The organism is Nocardia sp. X0981, from assembly GCF_977089955.1.
The window spans coordinates 5,154,624-5,176,162 of the sequence record NZ_OZ372435.1 but is presented as its reverse complement, the minus strand read 5'-3'; the positions used below and the strand labels follow the sequence as shown (position 1 = coordinate 5,176,162).

Annotated in this window: 15 protein-coding genes; 9 read left to right on the top strand and 6 right to left on the bottom strand. The window is 69.9% G+C overall.

Translation table 11 applies throughout. The features are described 5' to 3' along the window. Positions 1-14 precede the first annotated feature (14 nt). Positions 15-893 carry a serine hydrolase gene (locus tag ACYR7D_RS22715; protein WP_459546551.1) on the bottom strand — a complete coding sequence of 293 codons (879 nt, stop codon included), beginning with the start codon at positions 891-893 and terminating at the stop codon, positions 15-17. A 587-nt stretch (positions 894-1,480) separates the two neighbouring features. On the opposite strand from ACYR7D_RS22715, the gene recC reads away from it, so the two are divergent. From recC to recD, 3 genes are read left to right on the top strand one after another with little or no spacing between them, the layout of a single operon-like run. Next, a complete protein-coding gene (gene recC, locus ACYR7D_RS22710) occupies positions 1,481-4,975 on the top strand; it encodes an exodeoxyribonuclease V subunit gamma (protein WP_459550253.1) in 3,495 nt (1,164 codons plus the stop codon). A 40-nt stretch (positions 4,976-5,015) separates the two neighbouring features. Next, entirely contained in the window at positions 5,016-8,384 is a 3,369-nt protein-coding gene (locus ACYR7D_RS22705; protein WP_459546550.1) for a UvrD-helicase domain-containing protein, read from the top strand. Continuing rightward, entirely contained in the window at positions 8,381-10,327 is a 1,947-nt protein-coding gene (recD, locus tag ACYR7D_RS22700) for an exodeoxyribonuclease V subunit alpha (protein WP_459546549.1), read from the top strand. Before ACYR7D_RS22705 ends, recD begins: the two co-directional genes overlap by 4 nt. A gap of 28 nt (positions 10,328-10,355) precedes the next feature. On the opposite strand, the gene ACYR7D_RS22695 is transcribed toward recD, so the two are convergent. Next, complete coding sequence (locus tag ACYR7D_RS22695; protein ID WP_459546548.1) at positions 10,356-11,111, bottom strand: TetR/AcrR family transcriptional regulator; 756 nt, start codon at positions 11,109-11,111, stop codon at positions 10,356-10,358. 179 nt (positions 11,112-11,290) lie between these two features. Here ACYR7D_RS22695 and ACYR7D_RS22690 point away from each other — a divergent pair, with 179 nt between their 5' ends. After that, positions 11,291-12,862: a succinic semialdehyde dehydrogenase gene (locus ACYR7D_RS22690; RefSeq protein ID WP_459546547.1), complete on the top strand. Its 1,572-nt coding sequence runs from the start codon at positions 11,291-11,293 to the stop codon at positions 12,860-12,862. 36 nt (positions 12,863-12,898) lie between these two features. Continuing rightward, complete coding sequence (locus tag ACYR7D_RS22685) at positions 12,899-13,726, top strand: SDR family NAD(P)-dependent oxidoreductase (protein WP_459546546.1); 828 nt, start codon at positions 12,899-12,901, stop codon at positions 13,724-13,726. On the opposite strand, the gene ACYR7D_RS22680 is transcribed toward ACYR7D_RS22685, so the two are convergent. From ACYR7D_RS22680 to ACYR7D_RS22670, 3 genes are all read right to left on the bottom strand, one after another. Beyond that, a complete protein-coding gene (locus ACYR7D_RS22680; protein ID WP_459546545.1) occupies positions 13,710-14,522 on the bottom strand; it encodes a putative protein N(5)-glutamine methyltransferase in 813 nt (270 codons plus the stop codon). The two genes, ACYR7D_RS22685 and ACYR7D_RS22680, sit on opposite strands and share 17 nt — an antisense overlap. Positions 14,523-14,603: 81 nt before the next feature. Continuing rightward, positions 14,604-15,227, bottom strand: coding sequence for an NUDIX domain-containing protein (locus ACYR7D_RS22675; protein WP_459546544.1), 624 nt, complete (start codon positions 15,225-15,227; stop codon positions 14,604-14,606). Positions 15,228-15,393: 166 nt separating this feature from the next. Next, the gene (locus tag ACYR7D_RS22670) at positions 15,394-16,269 is read right to left on the bottom strand and encodes a YdcF family protein (protein ID WP_459546543.1); all 876 of its coding nucleotides are present in this window, start codon (positions 16,267-16,269) and stop codon (positions 15,394-15,396) included. Positions 16,270-16,513: 244 nt separating this feature from the next. On the opposite strand from ACYR7D_RS22670, the gene ACYR7D_RS22665 reads away from it, so the two are divergent. The 3 genes from ACYR7D_RS22665 (at position 16,514) to ACYR7D_RS22655 (ending at position 19,161) form a co-directional block, all read left to right on the top strand. Next, positions 16,514-17,374 (top strand): bifunctional 5,10-methylenetetrahydrofolate dehydrogenase/5,10-methenyltetrahydrofolate cyclohydrolase, encoded by an 861-nt coding sequence (locus ACYR7D_RS22665; RefSeq protein ID WP_459546542.1) that lies wholly within the window; start codon positions 16,514-16,516, stop codon positions 17,372-17,374. A 103-nt stretch (positions 17,375-17,477) separates the two neighbouring features. Further along, complete coding sequence (locus ACYR7D_RS22660) at positions 17,478-17,960, top strand: cation:proton antiporter regulatory subunit (RefSeq protein WP_459546541.1); 483 nt, start codon at positions 17,478-17,480, stop codon at positions 17,958-17,960. 10 nt (positions 17,961-17,970) lie between these two features. Next, a complete protein-coding gene (locus ACYR7D_RS22655) occupies positions 17,971-19,161 on the top strand; it encodes a cation:proton antiporter (RefSeq protein ID WP_459546540.1) in 1,191 nt (396 codons plus the stop codon). A gap of 169 nt (positions 19,162-19,330) precedes the next feature. Here ACYR7D_RS22655 and ACYR7D_RS22650 read toward each other — a convergent pair whose 3' ends face one another. Continuing rightward, complete coding sequence (locus ACYR7D_RS22650; protein ID WP_459546539.1) at positions 19,331-19,681, bottom strand: hypothetical protein; 351 nt, start codon at positions 19,679-19,681, stop codon at positions 19,331-19,333. 279 nt (positions 19,682-19,960) lie between these two features. Here ACYR7D_RS22650 and ACYR7D_RS22645 point away from each other — a divergent pair, with 279 nt between their 5' ends. Next, a complete protein-coding gene (locus ACYR7D_RS22645; RefSeq protein ID WP_459546538.1) occupies positions 19,961-21,514 on the top strand; it encodes an AIM24 family protein in 1,554 nt (517 codons plus the stop codon). Positions 21,515-21,539 lie beyond the last annotated feature (25 nt).

Below are 21,539 nucleotides of genomic sequence, written 5' to 3'. Positions count from 1 at the left end.
TGCCGGAATCCGGATCAGCGTCCGGCCAGCAGGTATTCGGCGACGGTGGTATCGGTTTCGGCGCCCTCTTGGTAGCCGCCCTCGCCGTTCATCGCCGTCATGATCGCCAGGGTGTAGCGCTCGCCGGGCCCGGCGAAACCGACCGAGTTGACCACCCAGCCGCCCTGTTCGTCGGACCAGCCGTTCTTCAGGCCCGGTCGCATACTCGCGCCGGCGCCCCAGACACCCCAGTGCTGGTTGGAGTCCACCCGGCGCATGAGATCGAGCAGATAGGACCGGTCGTCGGGGTGCATACGGTCGAGGACATTCGACATGAGCCGGTCCAGATCCGCCGCGGTCGCCTTCTGGAATGCCCAGTGCGGTCCGCCGCTGGGCGAAGGCTGCGGCGCCAGGCTCGTCATCCCGTTGGCGCGGAAGGCGTTGTTGAACGCCTGCCGGTCGATACCCGCGTACTTGTTCCAGAGCAGATCGGTGGCCTGGTCGTTGGAGGTCGACATCATCTGCTCGATGAGGGCGCGATCCTCCGGCGGCAGGGCGATGGCGCCGACGCGGGCCCGGTTCAGCAGGTCCTCGGCGATGGCGAGCTTGATGGTGGACGCGGTCCACACCATGTCCTCGGCGTGCGGACTGGCGTAGACGGCCCCGGTCTGCCGGTCCCGGATGACGTAACCGGTGACCCCGGGGCGGGAGTTCAGGTAGGAGTTGACGTTTTCGATCCGGCCCGCCATATCGCAGTCGAAACCGTGCGCGCAACCCTGAGCGTGGGCGTGCGGGACGGCATCGGCCGACGGCAGGCCGGCGGGCGCCCCGGCGAACAGGATCGCGGCGGCGGCCAGGACAGTGGCGGGTGCGGCCACACGAGGCGCTGCACCGGTGAGCAGGGGGTAACGCACGAGGAAACACCTTGTCATATCGGCGCTCCGTACGCACGTTTTCCGGCAGCTAGCGGACTCGCGCCGTGGCCTTCGTTTCGGCCGGCGACCGGCCGTTGAGGCGACAGCAGTGTTCGAACGCTTCGGTATGGGCCTCGCGCGGCCACGAGTGGAGCACGACGGCGCGTCCGTAATGTCGGGAGTTGATCAGCTCCCACCGGTCGCCGGATCGGCGGACAGTGAACCCGTCTCTCGGCATCAAGGGCACAACCAGCGCTTTCATCGGCGCGAACCAGCCTTTCGTGCGGTAACCCGTTCCTCCCGGGGTTGCACTGTGACACAGGGCCTCGGTCGTACCGCGGCCATCGAGCCGCGTGTCGGTGGCTCATGTGTGATAAATCACTGTGCGCATCGGGTGGATATCCGGTAAAAGTCTTCGGCGCTAGGGACATTCGGCTGACGATCGCCTGTCCCCGGGGTGTCCTGCCCTCTTCGGGGGGCCGTCGAGCGGTGTCGGGGACCGGGCGTATAAACGGGTGGACGAAGCGTCCGCCGCGTCCGTGCGGACGTGCCGGAGGACGGTGATCGAACCGAGCGAAAGGGCGGAGATGCCGCTGCACATCCACCGCGCCGAACGCGCGGACGTGCTGGCCGGCGCCCTGGCCGCGGTACTGGCGGATCCATTGCCCGACCCGTTCGCCACCGAGGTGGTGGCGGTACCCGCCAAGGGAGTGGAACGCTGGCTGGCCCAGCGGCTCTCGGGTTCTCTCGGCACCTCGGCCGGTGCGGCGGACGGTATCGCGGCCAATATCCGGTTCCCCGCTCCGGCGGCCCTGGTCGAGGAGGTGCTGACCACAACCGCCGGTATCGCACCCGATACCGACCCGTGGTCGGCCGATCGTGTGGTGTGGGAGCTGCTGCGGGTCATCGACGCATCGGTCCACGAACCCTGGTGCGCGGTGCTGGCGCGACATCTCGGCCTGACGGCCGGCGAACCGGAAACCGGCGCAACACAACCGGGTGCGGAGGAAGCGACCGCCGAGGAGTCCGGCCTCGGGTACCGGCGCGGCCGGCGCTACGCCACCGCGGCCCGGCTGGCCGCCCTGTTCGACAGTTACGCGGTGCAGCGCCCCACGATGCTCACCGAATGGGCCGCGGGTTCCGATACCGACGGCACCGGCCGGTCCCTACCGGACGATCTGCTCTGGCAGCCCGCCCTGTGGCGCCGGCTGCGCCGGGCCGTCGCCGCCCCCGATCCGGCCGAACGCCTGTACGCGGTATGCGCGCGGCTGCGGTCGGATCCCGCGGTGGTCGACCTCCCGGCCCGGCTGTCCCTCTTCGGCACGACCCGCTTACCGGCCGCGCATTCGGCGGTCTTCACCGCGCTGGCGGAACATCGCGACCTGCACCTGTGGCTCGCCCACCCGAGCCCGGCGATGTGGGAGACGCTGCGGCGGGACGCGGCGGATACCGAGGCGACGGAGCCGTCCGGGGCCGGGCCGGTGCCGGATATCGCCCGGGCCGCCGATCTGTCGGCCACTCGGGTACGACACCCGCTGCTGGCCGGGCTGAGCCGGGATATCCGGGAATTCCAGCTCCGCTTACCGCCCGCGGAGACGGACCGGCGGTATCCGGAACCCGGAAACGATGCCGCCCCGGAGCCCTCCGGTGCCTGCGTGGACGAGACCGATGGGGTCCGGCCGGATGCGGCGCCGGCGACCCTGCTGCGAACCCTGCAGGCGCATATCAGGGACGACCGCTGGCCGCCGGGCCCCGGGGAAGTGCCCGGCGACGGTAGCGTGCAGATACATGCCTGCCATGGTCCGGTCCGGCAGGTGGAGGTCCTGCGGGAATGTCTGCTCGGGTTGTTCGCCGCCGACCCCGGCCTGCAGCCGCGCGATGTGCTGATCATGTGCCCGGAAGTGGAGGCGTTCGCCCCCCTGATCCGTGCCGCGTTCGGGCACCCCGGGACGGGAACCCCGGAACCGCCGGAGGTCGCGGCCCACCCCGGCCACCGATTGCGGGTGCGGCTGGCCGACCGGGGTCGCGCGGTGACCAATCCGCTGCTGGGTGTGGTCATGATGCTGCTGGAACTCGCGCAGGGGCGGGCTACGGTCACGGAGATACTGGATGTGGCGGCGACCGAACCGGTGCGTCGCGCCTGTGGATTCGACGGCGACGATCTCGAGCGGATCCGGGAATGGGCGGTCGAAGCCGGTGCGCGCTGGGGGATCGGCAGGCGGCAGCGAACCGCGTTCGGTCTCGGCGATTTCGAGCAGAACACGGTGAACGCCGCCGTCGACCGGATCCTGCTCGGGGTGACCGCGGACGAGAGCTCCCAGGATTGGCTCGGCCGGGTACTGCCGCTCGACGATGTGGACAGCAACGATATCGACCTCGCCGGCCGGTTCGCCGAATACGTCGACCGGCTGGCCTCGATTCTGCGTGACCTGCAGGGTACGGGGCCCGCGGCGCAGTGGTCGGCGACGCTGAGCCGGGCCCTGGATCTGCTCACCGAGGTGCCGGAGTCGCAGGCGTGGGTACGCACCGAGGCGCGGCGTGAACTGGCCGCCGCCGCCGCGTACGCCGGAGAGCTGCCGCTGCGCCTCGCCGATATCGCGGTCCTGCTCCGGGACCGGCTCGCCGCCGCCCCCACCCGCGCCAATTTCCGCACCGGTGAACTCACCGTCTGCGCCATGACCCCGATGCGGTCGGTTCCGCATCGGGTGGTGGTGCTGCTCGGCGTGGACGATGAGGTGTTCCCGCGCGGCGCCGGTATCGACGGCGACGAGGTCTGTGCCCGCGATCCGCTCCTGGGCGAACGCGATCCGCGGTCCGAGGACCGCCAGCTCCTGCTCGACGCGCTCATGGCCGCCGGCGACACCCTGGTGGTGGTGCACACCGGGGCCGATCCGGTGACCGGCGCCTACCGCCCACCCGCGGTGCCGATCGCCGAACTTCTCGATGTGCTGCGTGCCCATACCGGTGCCACGGGAATGTCCCGTGTGCTGATCCGCCACCCGTTGCAGGCCCACGACCACCGCAATTTCACCCCGCCGCGGCCGTTCAGCTTCGATACGGTCGCGTTCGCGGCGGCCCGGGCGGCAACCGGTGCGCCGGTGCCGCCGGCAGGGTTGCTGGGCCGGGCGTTACCCGCCGCCGAGACAACCGAAATCGGCTTGGCCGAACTCGTCGCCTTCCTCGAGCATCCGGTTCGCGGCTTCCTGTGGCAGCGTCTGGGACTGCGGGTACCGGACCACGAGGACGAGATCGCCGACCGGCTGCCCATCGAGTTCGGTGGGCTGGAGACCTGGGCGCTGGGGGAGCGCATGCTGGCAGCCCGGCTGGCCGGTGCCGATCCGGCCGAATTGCGGGCCGCGGAATGGCGGCGCGGCACCCTGCCCCCGGCCGAACTCGGCCGGGCGGTGCTCGACGAAGTGGAACGCACCGTGGAGCTCCTGGCCCGGGCCGCCGGTCCGGATTACGCGCAGGCGCCGCGCGATATCGATATCGCCGTGGATCTGGGCGGCGGCCGCCGGCTCACCGGAACCGTTGCCGAGGTGCGCGGCGATCTGCTCGTGCGTACCACGTTCTCCCGTATCGCGCCGAAACACCGGCTCGCGGCCTGGGTATCGCTGCTGGCGCTGGCCGTCGCGCAGGACCGGCCGTGGCGCGCCGCGGTCACCGGTCGTGGGCGGTTCCCGACGCCGGCGTGGCGGGCCGAACTCACCGCTCCGCCCGCGGACGAGGCGATATCGGTCCTGCGTACCCTGGTCACTCTCCGGGACGCCGGGCTCTCCGAGCCCCTGCCCATCGCCACCGCCACCACCGCCGCCTATGCCGAGGCCCGCTACCGCCGGCTACCACCGGAGGAGGCGATCGTCGCCGCCGAGCGCACGTTCGGCGGCGGCGACCGCGCTCGCGATTTCGCCGAGCGCACCGACCGTACGCTGCGCTATGTCTGGGGCGCGGCGCCGGACCTGCGTGATCTGACCCGTGCGGGCGCACCCGCCGGGGAACCCGTGGAAACGACACGTTTCGGCTCCATCGCGCGGCGGTTGTGGGTGCCGCTGCTGCGCGCCGAACGGCAGGGGGAGCCGTGACGGCGACGGTACGGCTCCCGGACGGGACGGCGGAAGGTATATGACGACCACCACCACGGCGCTACCCACCGGCACGGCCTTCGACCTGTGCGGTGAACTGCCCGAGGGCACCACCGTGCTGGAAGCGAGCGCCGGTACCGGTAAGACCTACGCCATCGTCGGCCTCGCCGTCCGTTACGTGGCCGAGGCCGATGTCGAAATCTCCCGGCTGCTGCTGGTGACCTTCAGTCGTGCGGCCACCCAGGAACTACGCGAGCGCACCCGGGACCGTTTCGTCGCCGTCGCCGCCGCGCTGGCCGACCCGGAATCCGCCCGCCGCGCGCCCGATGAGCTCATCCGGCATCTGGCCACCGGGACCCCGGAAGAGGTCCAGACCCGCCGCGCCCGGCTGCTGGCCGCGCTCTCGGGTTTCGACGCGGGGGCGATCGCCACCACCCATAGTTTCTGTCAGCGTATGCTCGCCGAATTGGGCCTCGCCGGCGATCTGGATCCCGGTGTCCGGCTGGTGGAGGAAGCCGACGAGGTGATCCGCACGGCGGTGGACGATCTGTATCTGAGCCGCTACGCCCGCACCCGGGCGCCTTTCCCGGTGAAACAGGCCCACCGCTTCGCGCTGGCCGCGGTGCGCGACCGGCAGGCGCGCCTGGCACCGGATACCGACGAGATCTCCGCCGAGCGGGTGGCGTTCGCCGCCGCGGTCCGCACGGAGGTCGAACGTCGTAAACGCCTGGCGGGCCTCCGGGATTTCGACGATCTGCTGGTGCTGTTGCGCGATATCCTCGCCGATCCGGTGCACGGTGCGGCGGCCTGCGGCCGTATCCGGGACCGCTATCGGGTGGTACTGGTGGACGAATTCCAGGACACCGACCCCCTGCAGTGGGAGATCCTGCGCCGCGCGTTCCACGGATACAACACATTGGTGCTGGTGGGCGACCCCAAACAGTCGATCTACGCTTTCCGGGGCGCGGAGGTGCTCAGTTATCTGGACGCGGTCGGTCATGCGAGCGCGCGCTGTGAACTCACCACCAACCGGCGCAGCGATGCCGGACTGCTCGCCGCCCTCGAACATCTGCTGGGCGGTGCGGCGCTCGGCCACGACGAGATCGTGGTGCCCGCGGTGACCGCCACCCAGCCCTGGAGCAGGCTGAACGGCCCGGCCGGGCTGATCACCCCGCTGCGCCTGCGTTGTCTGCCCCGGACCGGCGCGGGCCCGCGTGGATTCTCCGGTTTCCCGAACATCCATCGGCAGCGTGCCCGTGTCGCCGCCGATCTGGCCGCCGATATCGTCGCGCTCCTGGAATCGGGAACCACGGTCGCCGAAACGGCGGTACGCCGCCGGCAGCGGGACCAGCCGCCGGCCGGAACCGGTGATGCCGCGGAGTCCGCCTCGGAGTGGCGGCCGATCGGGCCCGGTGATATCGCGGTGCTGGTCCGCACCCACACCCAGCTCGACGTGGTCCGCGACGCTCTCGAACGCGCCGGGGTCCCGGTTGTGCTGACCAGCGGCAGCAGTATTTTCGCCACTCCCAGCGCCACCGACTGGCTGTGGGTGCTGCGGGCGCTCGAACAGCCGCATCGCGCCGACCGGGTGCGGCTGGCCGCGCTCACCCCGCTGTTCGGGCAGACCACCGCCGAGCTCGAGGCGGGGGGCGCGGATCTGGTGGGCCGGGTGAGCGCCGAACTGCGCGATGCGGGAAGGCTTTTCGCGCGTTCGGGTTTCGCCGCGGTATTCGAGAAGATCGCCGCCGAAACCCGGCTCGCGGCCCGGCTGCTCGCCGTGGAGCACGGCGAACGCCGGCTCACCGATATCCGCCACCTCGCCCAGCTGCTCGACGAGGTCTCGGTCACCGAGGGTTTCGGCCTCACCGCGCTCACCAGATGGCTGACCGATCGGGTGCGGGAGCCCGCCTCGGGATCGGTGTCCGGGCGCAGTCGCCGGCTCGACCGCGATATCGCCGCCGTGCAGATCGCGACCGTGCACGCGAGTAAGGGTCTCGAATTCCCGGTGGTGTACCTGCCTTTCGCGTGGGACAGTTCCGCCGATCCCAAACCCGCCACTCTGCTCATGCACGAGGACGGCGTCCGGGTACTGGATATCGGCGGACCCGATTCCCCGGGATACGCCGCGCGTAAGGAACGTGCCGACCGCGAATCGGCCGGAGAAGAACTCCGCCTCTGCTATGTGGCGCTGACCCGGGCCTGCTGCCAGGTGGTCGCCTGGTGGGCGCCCTCCTTCGGTACCGCCACCGCACCCCTGCACCGGCTGCTGTTCGGGCGCACCGCCGGTACGGCGCAACCGGCATTCCGCGCTCCTGTCGACGAGGACACGGCAGTGGTGGACCGGATCGGAGCCTGGGCCGCGGCGGCCGGAGACGTCGTTTCGGTCACCGCCGCCGACCCTGCCGCGAAACCCCCGGTGTACCGCGCCCCCGGCGGTACGACGAGGGAGGATCTCGTCGTCGCGACCTTCGATCGGGAGGTCGACGACCACTGGCGGCGTACGTCCTACTCGGCGCTCACCGCCGCCGCGCATGCCGAATCCTCCGGCGCCGAACCAGAGGGGACGCCCGGTCCCGGTGACGAGCCCGAGGCTCCGGTCGCGGTCGCCGATCCGGAACCGGGCGCGTTCTCGCTGATGAACGATCTGCCCTACGGTGCGGAATTCGGCACTCTGGTGCACGGTGTGCTGGAACGAGTGGACACCGATGCGGCCGATCTCGCGGCCGAGCTACGGGCGCGTTGTGCCGAGGCGGTCGGTGAGATGCTCTCCGATGCCGATCCGGAGTTACTGGCGACCGCGTTGCTCGCGGTGTTGCGGACACCGATCGGGTTCGGCACCCTCGCCGAGGTGGCGGGCCGGGACAGGTTGTGCGAGCTGGAGTTCGAATTACCGCTCGCCGGTGGGGACACGCCCGCTGCCTCCGCCGCCACGCTGCACCGGATCGCCACCGTACTCCGCGCGCATCTGGACCCGGCCGACGAGTTCTACGCCTATGCCGCGGAATTGGACACCCTCGACGACGTACCGTTGCGGGGATACCTCACCGGCAGTATCGACGCGGTACTGCGTATTCCGGACGGGCGGTACATCGTCGTCGACTACAAGACCAACCGCCTCGGTACGGGGGAGCTCACCGTGGCGCACTACACCCGCGACCGGATGGCCGCGGAGATGATCCGCTCCCACTACCCCCTGCAGGCCCTGCTGTACTCGGTGGCATTGCACCGGTATCTGCGCTGGCGGCTGCCCGGCTACGATCCCGCCCGGCATCTGGGCGGTATCCGCTACCTGTTCGTTCGCGGGATGATCGGCCCCGAGACCCCGGGCGGTGCGGGAGTTTACGACTGGGCACCACCACCCGGTCTCGTCACCGCCCTCTCCGACCTGCTCGCCGGGGGGCCGGCATGATCCCCATCCGAGTGGCGCAGCGGGGAACCGGACTGCTGCGGGAGTTCAACGAAGCCGGGGTGCTCTCGGCGGCGGATGTGCACGTGGCCGAACGGCTGGGCAGGCTCGGTGGGGAGGCGGCGGAACCGGTGCTGTTCGCCGCGGCGCTGGCGGTGCGTGCCGTGCGGTCGGGATCGGTGTGCCTGGATCTGACGCGGATACGGGAGATCGGTGTGGACGCCGACGAGGAAAGCCCGGATCCGCTCGATCCGGCCGAACTACCCTGGCCGGACGAACAGGAGGTCATCGCGGCGTTGCGGCGGAGTCCGCTGGTGTGCGGTGGCCCGGCCGGACCCCTGCGCCCGCTGCGACTCACCGATCCGGCCCGCCCCGGAGTGGGCCCGCTGCTCTACCTGGATCGCTACTACCAGCAGGAACAGATCATCCGCCGGGTGCTCACCGCCCGCGCGGCCGACCATCCGCCGGTCGATTCCGTGGTGATCCGCCGGGAACTCGACCGGCTCTTCGGCCCGCCGGGTGCGATCCAGGACCGCCAGCGTCTCGCGGCGGCGCTGGCCGCGACGCGATGGACCACGGTGGTGGCCGGTGGTCCCGGTACCGGGAAGACCCACACCATCGCCCGCATTCTCGCGCTACTGGTCGCGTATCGGGCGGCCGGGGCCGAGCCGGATGCCGGGGACGCGCCCCTGCGGATCGCGCTGGCGGCGCCCACCGGCAAGGCGGCGGCCCGGCTCCAGGAGGCCGTGCGGGACCAGGCCGGTGAACTCGGTCTCCCGGAATTGTCGGCGGCCACCCTGCACCGGCTGCTGGGCTGGCAACGCGGCCGTACCACCCGCTTCCGTTATCACGAACACAACCGTCTTCCCTACGATGTGGTGGTCGTCGACGAGACCTCCATGGTCTCGCTGACCATGATGAGCCGGCTCCTGGCCGCGCTGCGCCCGGACACCCGTCTGGTCCTCGTCGGCGATCCGGATCAGCTCGCCTCGGTCGATGCCGGCGCTGTTCTCGCCGATCTCGTGGCCGCGCCGTTCCCCGGGCCGGGTAATCCGGCCTTCGAGGCGCTCTTCGAATCGTCCGGCCCGGCCGACGGCGGGGATGCGACGGCCGGCGTTTCCGGGCCGGTGGAGCCGCCCGATGCCGAAGCGCTCACCGAATCGGAGCGAAACCGGCTGCGCGGCGGGATCATCCGCTTGACCCGCGGCCGTCGTTTCGGGGGCCGGATCGCCGATCTGGCGATCGCGGTCCGGGCCGGTGATACCGAGGCTGCCCTGGACCTGCTGCGTGCCGGCGGCGATATGCTGGAGTTGCTCGAACCGGACGATATCGCCGCCGTCCGTGCCGATATCGCCGCCACGGCGCGGCGGGTCGCCGCCGCGGCCCTGGCCGGTGACGCCACCGCGGCGCTCGCGGCATTCGAATCGCATCGTCTGCTCTGCGCACACCGTCGTGGCCCCTACGGGGTGGAGCAGTGGGATCGTACGGCCGCGGAATGGGCCGCGGCGGCCGGTGCCGGGCCGGAGGGCCGGTCGGGGCCGTGGTATCCCGGACAGCCCCTGCTGGTTACGGCCAACGATCACGAGGCCCGTATCTACAACGGTGATACGGGGGTGGTGCTGCGCCGCCCCGACGGCTCGTTGCGCGTGGCGTTGCAGCGCGGGAACGAACCTCATCTGGTCCATCCGACCCAGTTCCCGGCCGTGGTCACGGTTTTCGCGATGACCATCCACCGGAGCCAGGGCAGTCAGTACGACGCGGTGACCATCGTCCTGCCCGAACCGGGTTCCGGTCTGCTCACCCGCGAACTCCTTTACACCGCGATCACCCGGGCTCGCCGGCATGTGCGGGTGCTGGGTACCGAGGAGGCCATCCGGGCGGCCATCGACCGGCATGTCCTGCGGGCCAGCGGGCTGAGCCTCGACGAGGCCGGGGCGCGGCTCTGATTCCGGGCACCCGGTGCCGGACCCACGGCTATCCGGGCGGTGGTTCGGCGGGGGCCGCCGGGAAGATACCCGGCAGCGCCATGGCGTAGTGCACGTCGTCGGTGTTGCCGAGGGTGGCCAGTACGACCCGGATCATGGTGAGGCGGGCCGCCGCCACCGTGCCGGGATCGGGTTCGCCGCCCGGTTCGGCGGCGGCCGCTATCCGGTACACCACGTACTCACAGACGTGCAGTGCCGCGTCGAGGTCCAGCGGCGCCGGAACCGGCCGGCCCAGCTCGGCGAACTTGGTTCGTACGATGGAGCGGATCGCCTCCAGCGCGGTATTGCGGTAGCCCGATACCGGCGACCCGGGGTCGTGGAGTTCGGCGAACAGGGGGCGCAACATGGCTCCGTGCCCACGTGCCCAGTCCAGGTAGGCGTCGATGAGCCGGATACCCAGGTCCACACCCTCACCGGACGATTCGAGTGCCGCGCCGATACCTGCGACCAGTTCGGCGTTGGATACATCCAGTACCGCGTTGAGCGGTTCGGTCGCATTGGCGAAATAGCGGTAGAAGGTCGGACGGGACAGTCCCGCCTGCTCGATGATCTGCGCGACGCTGAGAGTGCGCGAACCGCCGCGGGTGAAGACCTCCGCGGTGGCCCCTACGATGCGGGCGCGCACCTGTTCGGCCTGCTCCCGGGTCTGTGGTGGGCGGCCCCGGCGGATTCCGCGTGAGGTGTTCGGGGGTATGTGCTCGTCGGGGACCGTGGCCGCCCCGGGATCCGCCGGCTTCTCGTTCACGATCCGGCTCCCGGCCGGCCTGTGAAATCCCACAGACCGCGGCGGTGGCGCGCTGTTGCGCGAAACGGAGCCCTTGACACGGCATGCGGCACGAGCATTACTCTAACACCACTGTTCAATTAATCCGCCCGCTGCGGTTTTCCGCCCGCCGCGCGAGATCGCCCAGGAGAATCCCGACGATGACGACCGCCCAGCGGCCCGCCGCCACCGGCGCGCTGACCCCGGAACTGGTGAAACCGCTACTCGCCCGGGCCGCGGCCGGCGGAGCTCCCCCGGTGACGATCACCGCGCCCGCCACCGGGGAGACGATCACCGAACTGCCCCAGTCCGCGGTGGATGATATCGACGCCGCCTTCGACCGGGCCCGCGCGGCGCAGCGGGAATGGGCGCGGGTACCGGTACGCGCGCGGGCCGCGATCCTGCGCCGCTTCCACGATCTGGTGCTGGCCGAACAGGAGACGATCCTCGATATCGTCCAGACCGAGACCGGTAAGTCCCGGGCGCACGCTTTCGACGAAGTCGCCGATGTGGCCGTCAATTCCCGGTACTACGCCGCCACCGCCGGCGCACTGCTCGCGCGCCGCAAGCCGCGTGGCGTGCTGCCACTGCTCACCGATGTGCAGGTGCGGCATCGGCCGAAGGGGGTCGTGGCGGTCATCTCCCCGTGGAACTATCCGCTCGCCCTGGCCGTATCCGACGCGCTGCCGGCGTTGATCGCCGGGAACGCCGTGGTCGGCCGTCCCGACAACCAGACCGCCCTCACCGCACTGTGGGCCGTGGACGCCGCCGTACGCGCGGGCCTGCCGGAAGGACTCTGGCAGATCGTGCTCGGCCGTGGGTCGGTGATCGGCGGTGAGGTCATCGACCGGGCCGATTACGTGGACTACACCGGCTCCAGCGCTACCGGCCGCACCATCGGCCGCCAGGCAGGGGAGCGGCTCATCGGCTGCTCCCTCGAACTGGGCGGTAAGAATCCGCTGCTGGTGCTGTCGGATGCCGATCCGGTAGCGGCCGCCCGGACCGCGGTGCGGGCCAGTTTCGCCTCGGCCGGCCAGCTGTGCGAGTCGATGGAACGTATCTACGTCCACGAGCAGGTCTACGACCGGTTCATCGGCGAATTCGTCGCGGCGGTGCGCGCCCTGAAACTGGGGTCGCCCCTCGACTACACCACGGATATGGGATCGCTGACCTTCCCGCGGCAACTCGAAACCGTTCGCGCGCATGTGGAGGACGCGGTGGCCAAGGGTGCGACCGTGCTCGCCGGTGGCGTCCATCGCCCGGATCTCGGCCCGTACTTCTACGAGCCCACCGTGCTCACCGATGTCACCCCGGAGATGACGGTCCACCGGGAGGAGACCTTCGGACCGGTCGTCTCGGTCTACAAGGTGAGTAGCGACGACGAGGCGGTGGAGCAGGCCAACGACACTCCGTACGGGCTCAACGCCAGCGTCTGGACCCGCAGCGCGGCCCGCGGCCGTGCGTTCGCCGCCCGCATCAACGCCGGTTCGGTGAACGTGAACGAGGGGTTCATCGCGGCGTGGGGGAGCGCCGACGCACCGTCGGGTGGGCTGGGAATTTCCGGTACCGGCCGCCGGCACGGCCCCGAAGGCCTGCTGAAATACGTCGATACCCAGACCATCGCGGTCCAGCGGATACTGCCCATCGCCCCGCTACCGGGTATGTCGGAGGCGATGTGGGCCAAAACCATGACACTCTACTTCCGGATTATGCGGACCCTGCGCCAGAAGTAGGCCCTGACACCACTCTCACGACAAGGATTCACACCGATGAAACTGGATACGGTGGCCGGTAAGAAAGTCCTGATCACCGGCGCCGCCATGGGTCTGGGCAAACTGTTCGCCGAACGGGCGGTCCGCGAGGGCGCTGCCGCCGTGGTGCTGTGGGATATCAACGAGACCGCGCTGGCCGCGACCGCGGCCGAGCTCACCGCCGCGGGCGGTGCCGTGCACACCTGTACCGTCGACATCTCGGACCGGGCCGCGATCGCGGCGGCCGCGGAATCGGTGCGGGCGGACGTCGGCGATATCGATGTCCTGGTCAACAATGCCGGGATCGTCCGCGGGAACGCCTACTTCTGGGAGACGAAGGACCGCACCGATATCGACAAGACCATGGCGATCAATGCGCTCGGTCCGATGTATGTGACCCTGGAGTTCCTACCGGCCATGGTCGCCGGTACGGGGCAGGCCCGGGTACTCACCATCGCCTCTTCGGCGGGGCTGGTGCACAATCCGCGGATGAGTGTCTACGCCGCGTCGAAATGGGCGGCGCTGGGCTGGTCGGATTCGGTGCGTATCGAACTACAGCAGGCCGGTCACCACCACGTCCGGGTCACCACCGTCTGCCCGACCTACATCAATACCGGAATGTTCGAGGGCGCCAAGGGTTTCTGGTTCACCCCGATCCTCGATCAGCACCGGGTCGTGAACACCTCGTGGAAGCAGATGAAGAAGGGCACGCCGGTGGTGATCCTGCCCTGGACCTCTCGTTTCAACAAGGCGCTGTCCGGGTTGCTGCCGATCCGGCTCCGGGACCTGTTCCTGAACACGGTCGGGGTGTACCACTCCATGGACGAGTTCACCGGTCGGAAGTAGCGTCCCGGCGGCCCACCGCCACGGTCGCGCCGAGTTCGGCCGAACGCACGATATGTGCGTGCAAACCGCTTTCGGTGAGCAGCGTGGTGGCCGCCGGAATCTGGGTCACTCCGATCTCGATCAGCAGCGATCCGCCCGGCGCCAGCCAGTGGGCCGCGGCCGCGGCGGTGCGCCGGGCCAGCTCGAGGCCATCCGGGCCACCGTCGAGCGCCGCCACCGGTTCGTGCTCGCGTGCCTCCGGCGGCAGCCGTGGAATTTGTTCGGAGGGCACGTAGGGGGTGTTGGCGAGCAGGAGATCGATCCGCCCGTGGAGGGTGTCCGGGAGTGCCTCGAACAGATCACCCTGGTGGACCTGTCCGCCGAGGGCCGCGAGGTTGTCACGCGCGCAGGCCACCGCGACCGGATCGATATCCGCGGCGACGAGTCGCGGCGGATGCGGCCGGTAGTCGCCGAGCTCGGTGAGCAGGGCCAGCCCCAGCGCGCCCGATCCACAGCACAGATCCACCACGGTATGGACCGAGTGTGTGCGGGCCAGCGCCACGGCCTCGTCCACCAGCAGGACCGACCGCTGCCGGGGAACGAACACCCCCGCCCGGACGCCGACCCGGAGGCCGTGGAATTCCGTCCATCCGAGTAGATGCTCGAGCGGGGTCCCGGCGACCCGTCGCGTCGCCAGTCCCGCGAGCTCGTCCGCGGACCGGGCCGCGCTCACCAGCAGCCGGGCTTCGTCCTCGGCGAAAACGCAACCCGCCGCCCGGAGGCGCCGGGTGACGGCGGCCGTATCGAATGCGGTCATGGGCCCAGTGTGTCGATCGCGGCGTTCGCGCGCACCGGAATATCCGCTGTCCGGCGGGGTGCCTACGCCGGCTGCTCCGCCCTACTGTCCGGTGAAGGCCCACACCGCCGCGGGGCGGCCGGTGGCCCTGGTGCGCCGCCGTTCGCCGGTCTTCGTCAGCCCCGGTATCCCGGCCAGGGTGCGGTTCAGATTCGCCGGGTCCGGCCGGGCCCCCAGGAGGGAGGCGGTGAGATCGATGGCTCGGGTGGCCGGAAACCGCGGGCCGAGCAGCGCCCGGGTGAGCGTCAGGTCTTTCCACAGCAGGCCCGACAGCAGCGTGCGCGCGGCGGTCACGATGCTGTTGTGATCGAAGGCCAGCGGCGGCGGGGAATCGAAGGAGGCCCATTCCGCAGGCCCCTCATGGGGTTCGGTGACCGCCCACATGGCGATCGACAGGGTGGGGCCGTGCGGGTCACGGCTGGGTTCGTCGAAGGTGACCAGCTGACCGGCCGGTCCCACCGCGGCGGACGGGACTCCGAGCTCGGTATGGACCGCCCGGCGGGCCGCGTCCGCGAGGCGTTCCCCGCGACCCAGGAGGACACCCGGTAGCGCGAGCCGGCCGGTGAACGGCTCATGGGAGCGGGCCGCGATTCCGAAGGTGGCCGCGGCCTCATCGCTCCAGAACCGCAATGCCACGACATCCACCGATACCGCCGATTGCTCCACGAACTCATCCTGCCGCATCCGATAGGGCAGGTGGCCCCACCGGCCGGGTGCCTTCGTCGCCGATATCCCGCCCGAGACGGTCGCCGCCCGCATCCGCGCGGCCGTCGCCTCGGTAGGACCGCAGCCGGGTCCGGGCACCGCGCCGGGGAACGCGGTGCCCGGCCGTTCAGCGGCTGGTGCTGAGGCGGAAGGTGCGGGTGGCATCGAGATAGATGCTGTACTGCGCCTGTTTGCTCGGTGGCGGGAGCTGCGATACCAGCTGGTTCAGCGAGGTGGTGGCGCCCACCACCGGGATACCGGCCACGTACAGGTCCGCGACCGCCCGCCGGATATGGTTGGGCGAGGTCACCGCGACAACGGTATCCGCCCCTATCCGGCGGAGGATATCCGCGCTGAACAGTGCGTTCTGCACGGTCGATCCGGCTCGGTTCTCCACATGGATCCGTTCGGCCGGGATTCCGTGGCCGATGAGCCAGTGCCGCATGGCCTCGGCCTCGGTGATGCCGTTGCTCGGGTTGTTCCCGCTCACCACGATCGGGGAGAACGGCGAGGCCAGGGCCTGGACCCAGGCGGCCTGTAGTCGCTGGACCAGTTCGGGCCGGGGTGAGCCATCGGGCAACAGGCCGAAACCGAAGACCACGATGCCGGTCTGCGGCCCGACCAGGGCGGGCAGCGGATTGGGCAGGGTGGCGATACCCGCGGCCACCGCGTGCAGTACCCGGTCGGTGCCCGCGGCCATACCCGCGTCGATATCGCGCAGGCGGCCCATCGCATGGTGCAGGGCCGGGATATCGCCGGCATAGTGTGACCAGATGACCTGCAACGACAATGCCTCGGCATCGGTGGGGTCGCGGCCGATGAGATCGTTCAGCGCGGCGCGACCGGCCGCCGCGTCGCCGTCGGTGAAATGGCGTTGCGCGGCGTTGTAGAGGGCGTCTGTTTCGGGGGTGGCCCGAGCGGGGGCGCCGCTGAATCCGGCGAGGGCGATACTCACGGCGGCGGTGAGCGCCACCAGATATTGCGAACCTCTGCGACTGTGCACTACGTCGACACCTTTCCACGGGCGGAGTTGGTTCTCGTAGACGGACGGGATGGGCCGGCGCTTACGGTACGTGGCTCATCACCCTAGAGCGCGACACACCCGGAACCCGGGATTTGCCACTACCGGATCCCGGGCATGTCCCGGCGCCTTCCGGTGTGGCGGAGTGGAAGCTTCCCGCCGCCGCTCCGGCGGTGTGCGACTGCGGATGGGAAGCGGTGGGGCGCGCCCGTTAGGGTGAACGTTCGTGGATACCGCATCGCTGACCGGGAAAGACCTCGCCGCCGCCCTGAACGCGGATACGACCGCGCGGGCGACGGCGCTCACCGAGCAGACCGGCCGCGCTCCGCGGCTGGCGCTGGTCGTCGCCAACGACGACCCGGCCAGCGCCTGGTATGTCAGTTCGCTGCGGAAATCGGCGGCCAACCGCGGAATCGAATGCGACACAGTGGATCTCGGGGCCGACGCCTCGCTCGATACGCTGCGGACCGAGCTGTCGGTGCGCAGCGCGGACCCGGAAACCGACGCGATCATGCTGCAGACCCCCCTGCCTTCGGGGGTGACGCTGGAGGAGGTGTCCCCGGCGATCGCCGCCACCAAGGATGTCGACGGGGTGAGCCCGCTCTCCCTGGGTCTGCTCACGGCCGGATCGGCCGGTTTCGCCCCGGCCACCGCCGAAGCGGTGGTGGAGTTGCTGAAACATCACGAGATCGCCCTCGAGGGGCGGCACGTGGCGATCGTGGGCCGGTCGAACGTGGTGGGCAAACCGCTGGCGCATCTGCTGCTCGCGGAGAACGCGACCGTCACCGTCTGCCACTCCCGGACGCGGGATCTGCCCGCGGTCACCGCGGCCGCCGATATCGTGGTCGCCGCCGCCGGCCGGATCGGATTGGTGACCGGGACACATGTGCGCCCCGGTGCGGTGGTGATCGATGTGGGTACGAACGAATCCGCCGACGGCAAGATCGTCGGCGATGTGGACCCGGACTCGGTACGGGGCATCGCCGCCGGCCTCAGCCCGGTGCCGGGCGGGGTGGGTCCGGTGACCACGGCACTGCTCATGCGCCATGTGGTGATCGCCGCCGAGCGGGCGCGTCGTGCGGACTGACCCGCGTCCCGCCCCGGACAGGTTCGAGAACGGCCGCTGCGGGGTAGCCGCTAGGGTGGGTGCGGCCATCGGGCCGCACTCGTAGTCGAGTTGAGGTGACATCGTGAACGTCGAAGTGACGCCCCTGCCGGGTATAGGCGTACGCAAGGATTTTCCGCTCACCGCCGTACGCCGGCGGATAGGGGTCGTCGACCACAAGGACGGGACGATCGATCTGATCTTCACCAAGATCGGCGATCCCGACGCCACCACCCAGATCCCGATGACCGAGGCGGAGGCGGGCACGCTCGCCAACCTGCTCGGTGCGCCACAGCTGGTCGGCCAGTTGCGCAACGACCACCGGGATATGGATGGCGTGAACACCAGGCAACTGCCCGTCAACGAGAATTCGCCCTATGACGGGCGGACCTTGGGCGAGACGCGGATGCGTACCCGGACCAAGGCCTCCATCGTGGCCGTTATGCGTGCGGGGCAGGCCATGCCCGCGCCCGGCCCGGATTTTGTGTTCACCGGCGGTGATGTGCTGATCGTGGTGGGAACCACCGATGGTCTGGACAGCGCCGCGCATATCTTGAAAGACGGCTGATTCTTCGGCGATGAATGCGACCACGCTGGCAATGATCCAGCTGGGGGCGGTGTTCTTCGGGCTGGGTGTGCTCGGACGCATCGCGGCCCGGATAGGTATGTCCCCCATACCGTTGTACCTGGTGGGTGGGTTGGTGTTCGGGGAAGGAGGTTTCCTCGGACTGCACGAGGCCGACGAGTTCATTCATCTCGCCAGTGAGATCGGCGTAGTGCTGCTGCTGCTCCTGCTCGGTCTGGAATACAGTGCGGCGGAGTTGTTCACCGGTATGCGCAGATCCTGGATGGCGGGTCTGCTGGATCTCGTGTTGAACACGACACCCGGCGTGGTCGTGGCGTTGCTGCTCGGTCTGGGACCCACGGGTGCGCTGGCGATGGCGGGTGTCACCTACATCTCCTCGTCCGGGATCATCGCCAAGATCCTCAACGATCTGGGCCGGCTCGGTAACCGCGAGACACCGGTGATCCTGTCGATCCTGGTGTTCGAGGACCTGGCCATGGCGGCGTATCTGCCGGTACTGACCGCGGTCCTGGCCGGCCTGGGTTTCATGGCCGGGTTGCAGTCGCTGGGGATCGCGCTGCTGGCGGTCACCGTCGTCTTGGTGGTCGCCTTCCGGTACGGCAAATACGTCTCCGCGCTCGTGGCCAGCGAGGACCGCGAGATCTTCCTGCTGAAGCTGCTCGGGTCCGCGCTACTGGTGGCCGGGGTGGCCTCCGCACTCCAGGTATCGGCGGCGGTCGGCGCGTTCTTGCTGGGTATCGCCATCTCCGATACCACCGCCCACAACGCGACGAAGATCCTGGAACCACTGCGGGACCTGTTCGCGGCGATGTTCTTCGTCCTGTTCGGCCTCACCACCGATCCGCGCAGTATCCCGCCGGTACTGGGATGGGCGGTGCTGCTGGCGGTGATCACCACCGCCACGAAGATCGCCACGGGGTGGTGGGCCGCCGCGCATGCCGGCGCGTCGCGGCTGGGCCGTGCGCGGGCCGGTGCCGCGCTGGTGGCCCGCGGCGAGTTCTCCATTGTCATCGCCGGGCTGGCCGTGGCGGCCGGGGCGGTGCCGGACGAGTTCGCGGCGCTGGCCACCACCTATGTGCTGCTGATGGCTTCGGTGGGCCCGATCGTGGCGCGTGTAGTGGAGCCGGTGCTGCGGATCGTCACCCGGCAGCCGAAGCCGGAACCCGATTCCGCGGGCGAATAGGCGTCGTTCCCGCCGCGGCGCGCGGATGGCGTGGTCCATCGGGCATACGGCGCCCGTACCGGAGGGGAACGCCGTGGCGGCTCCGTGGAAAACGGTGGGTATGTCCTCGGTGCGCCGATCGGTCCCGCGGGGAGATTCGAGACCGATCGGCGAACCGGGACGGCCGCCGCTAGGCCGCGGCGGCGTGGCGCAGGGAGTGCAGCGTGCTGTCGATATCGTCGACATCCACGACGACCCGGGTGTAATCGGTTCCGCGGAGATCGATACGGACTGCCCTGCCACCGAACAGGGTGTCCCAGAATTCTTTCCGGCCCTTACCACGGAACGTTCCGGCGGCGATCGCCCCGGGGAAGAAGACACCGGGGGCACGTACCCACGGCGGCCGTAGATCGATCTCGGCCGGTTCGACCGCCACGATATTCGCCAGATCGAACGTGATACGGTCGCACAGCGACATCACCCGGTGCGCGCCGCGGACGTGAACAGTGACGGTAGTGCCGGTGATCTCGATCTCCACCATGGGTTCCTCCCGGATGCCGAGTTCCGTTCGTCTCCTTCCAGAGTGCCGCCGCGGGCTGGCTGTTGGCTGTGGGTGTGCTGTGAAAATTCTCAGATTCGCGCCCGGATCCGTGTTTTTCCTGTTCCGGGCGGAATCGGGGTGCCTCGGTGGCGCGGCGCGGACGGTATCGGTCAGACTCGTCGGTGTGGATCAGAAGTCATACGCGTACCCGGCCGGTGTCCGGGGATCGCGCCGGACCGGGGAATACCACCGGTACGCGCCGAGTCGAGGTGATACGAGGTGACCGCGCTCGCTCCGGGAGAGAACCGGCCCGCGCCGGGTGACCGGCTGACCGTGACCGTCACCTGTTCGGCGCCCGTGGACGTTTCGGCGCTGCTGCTGGCCGGCAACGGCAAGGTTCGCTCCGACGGCGATTTCGTCTTCTTCAACCAGCCGGTCGGCCCCGGCGTCACCTACCGGCACGGCCGGGGCGCGGGTGATGTGGTCGATGTCCAGACCCCGGCACTGCCGCCCGATATCGAAAAGGTGGTGGTCACCGCCAGTCTGGACGGTAGCGGCCCGCCCACCTTCGGTTCGGTGGGTTCGCTGACCGTGACCGTTACCGGCCCGCAGGGTGCCCTCACCTTCCCCGTTCCCGCGCTGACCACCGAGACCGCCCTGGTGTGTGTGGAGATCTATCGTCGCGCGGGTGCGTGGAAGGTCCGCGCGGTCGGGCAGGGATACGACAACGGGCTGGCCGGTATCGCCACCGATTTCGGGGTGAACGTGGACGACGAGCCCGTACCGCCGTCCACGCCTGCCGCCGCTCCGCCGGCCTCCCGCACGGATCCGACCATGGTGGCCAACCCGGTGGCGGGTTCGCAGTCCCCGCCGGGCCCGGCCCCGGCCGCCGCACCGGGATATCCGGCTCCGCCCGCCTATCCGCCCGGCCCGCAATCGCCTCCGGGGTATCCACCGCAGCAGCCGTACCCCGGGAGTCCGGGCCACCCGCCGCAGCAGCCGTACCCGGCCGGTCCGGGCTACGCGGCGCCACCGGCTGCCGCTCCTTTCCCCCAGCACATCCCCCCGCATTCCTCTCAGCAAGGAGCTCAGCCGATGCACAGCGAGCTGTTCGACCCGCGTCATGCCGAAGTGTCCGGTATGGGTATCCAGAAGCAGGGCAGCAAGATGATCAAGGTCGGGGTGAACGGCGAAACGCTGGTCCGCTCCGGTTCTATGGTGGCCTACCAGGGGGATCTGCATTTCCAGGCGCTTGGCTCCGGCGGGATCGGACGGGCGATCCAGCAGCGGCTCACCGGTGAGGGTGTACCGCTGATGAAGGTGTCCGGCCGGGGGGATCTGTTCGTGGCCAACGGCGCGGCCGATGTGCACATCATCGATCTCGACGGTACGGACGGTCTCACCATCAACGGATCGAATGTGCTCGCATTCGATCCGACCCTCGGTTACGACATCCGGATGGTGCAGGGGGCCGCGGGGTTCGCCAGTAACGCCGGCCTGTTCAACTGTGTGTTCAGCGGTCGTGGCCGGATCGCGATCACCAGCCACGGGGGTCCGGTGGTGCTGAACGTCGATCAGCCGACCTATGCCGATCCCCAGGCGGCGATCGCGTGGTCTTCCAGCCTGCAGACGAGTGTGAAACGCAACGACTCCTTCGGGCTGGGCCGGCTGATCGGGCGCAGTACCGGTGAGGGCATCACCCTGTCGTTCTCCGGGCGCGGTTTCGTCATCGTGCAGCCGTCGGAACTGCCGCCCGGCGGGTTCCTCGGGGGCACCGGCGGCGGCCAGGAGGCGGGACAGAGCGGCGGTCTGCTGGGCGGCCTGCTCGGATAGCCTCGGCACTATCGCCGTATCCGTG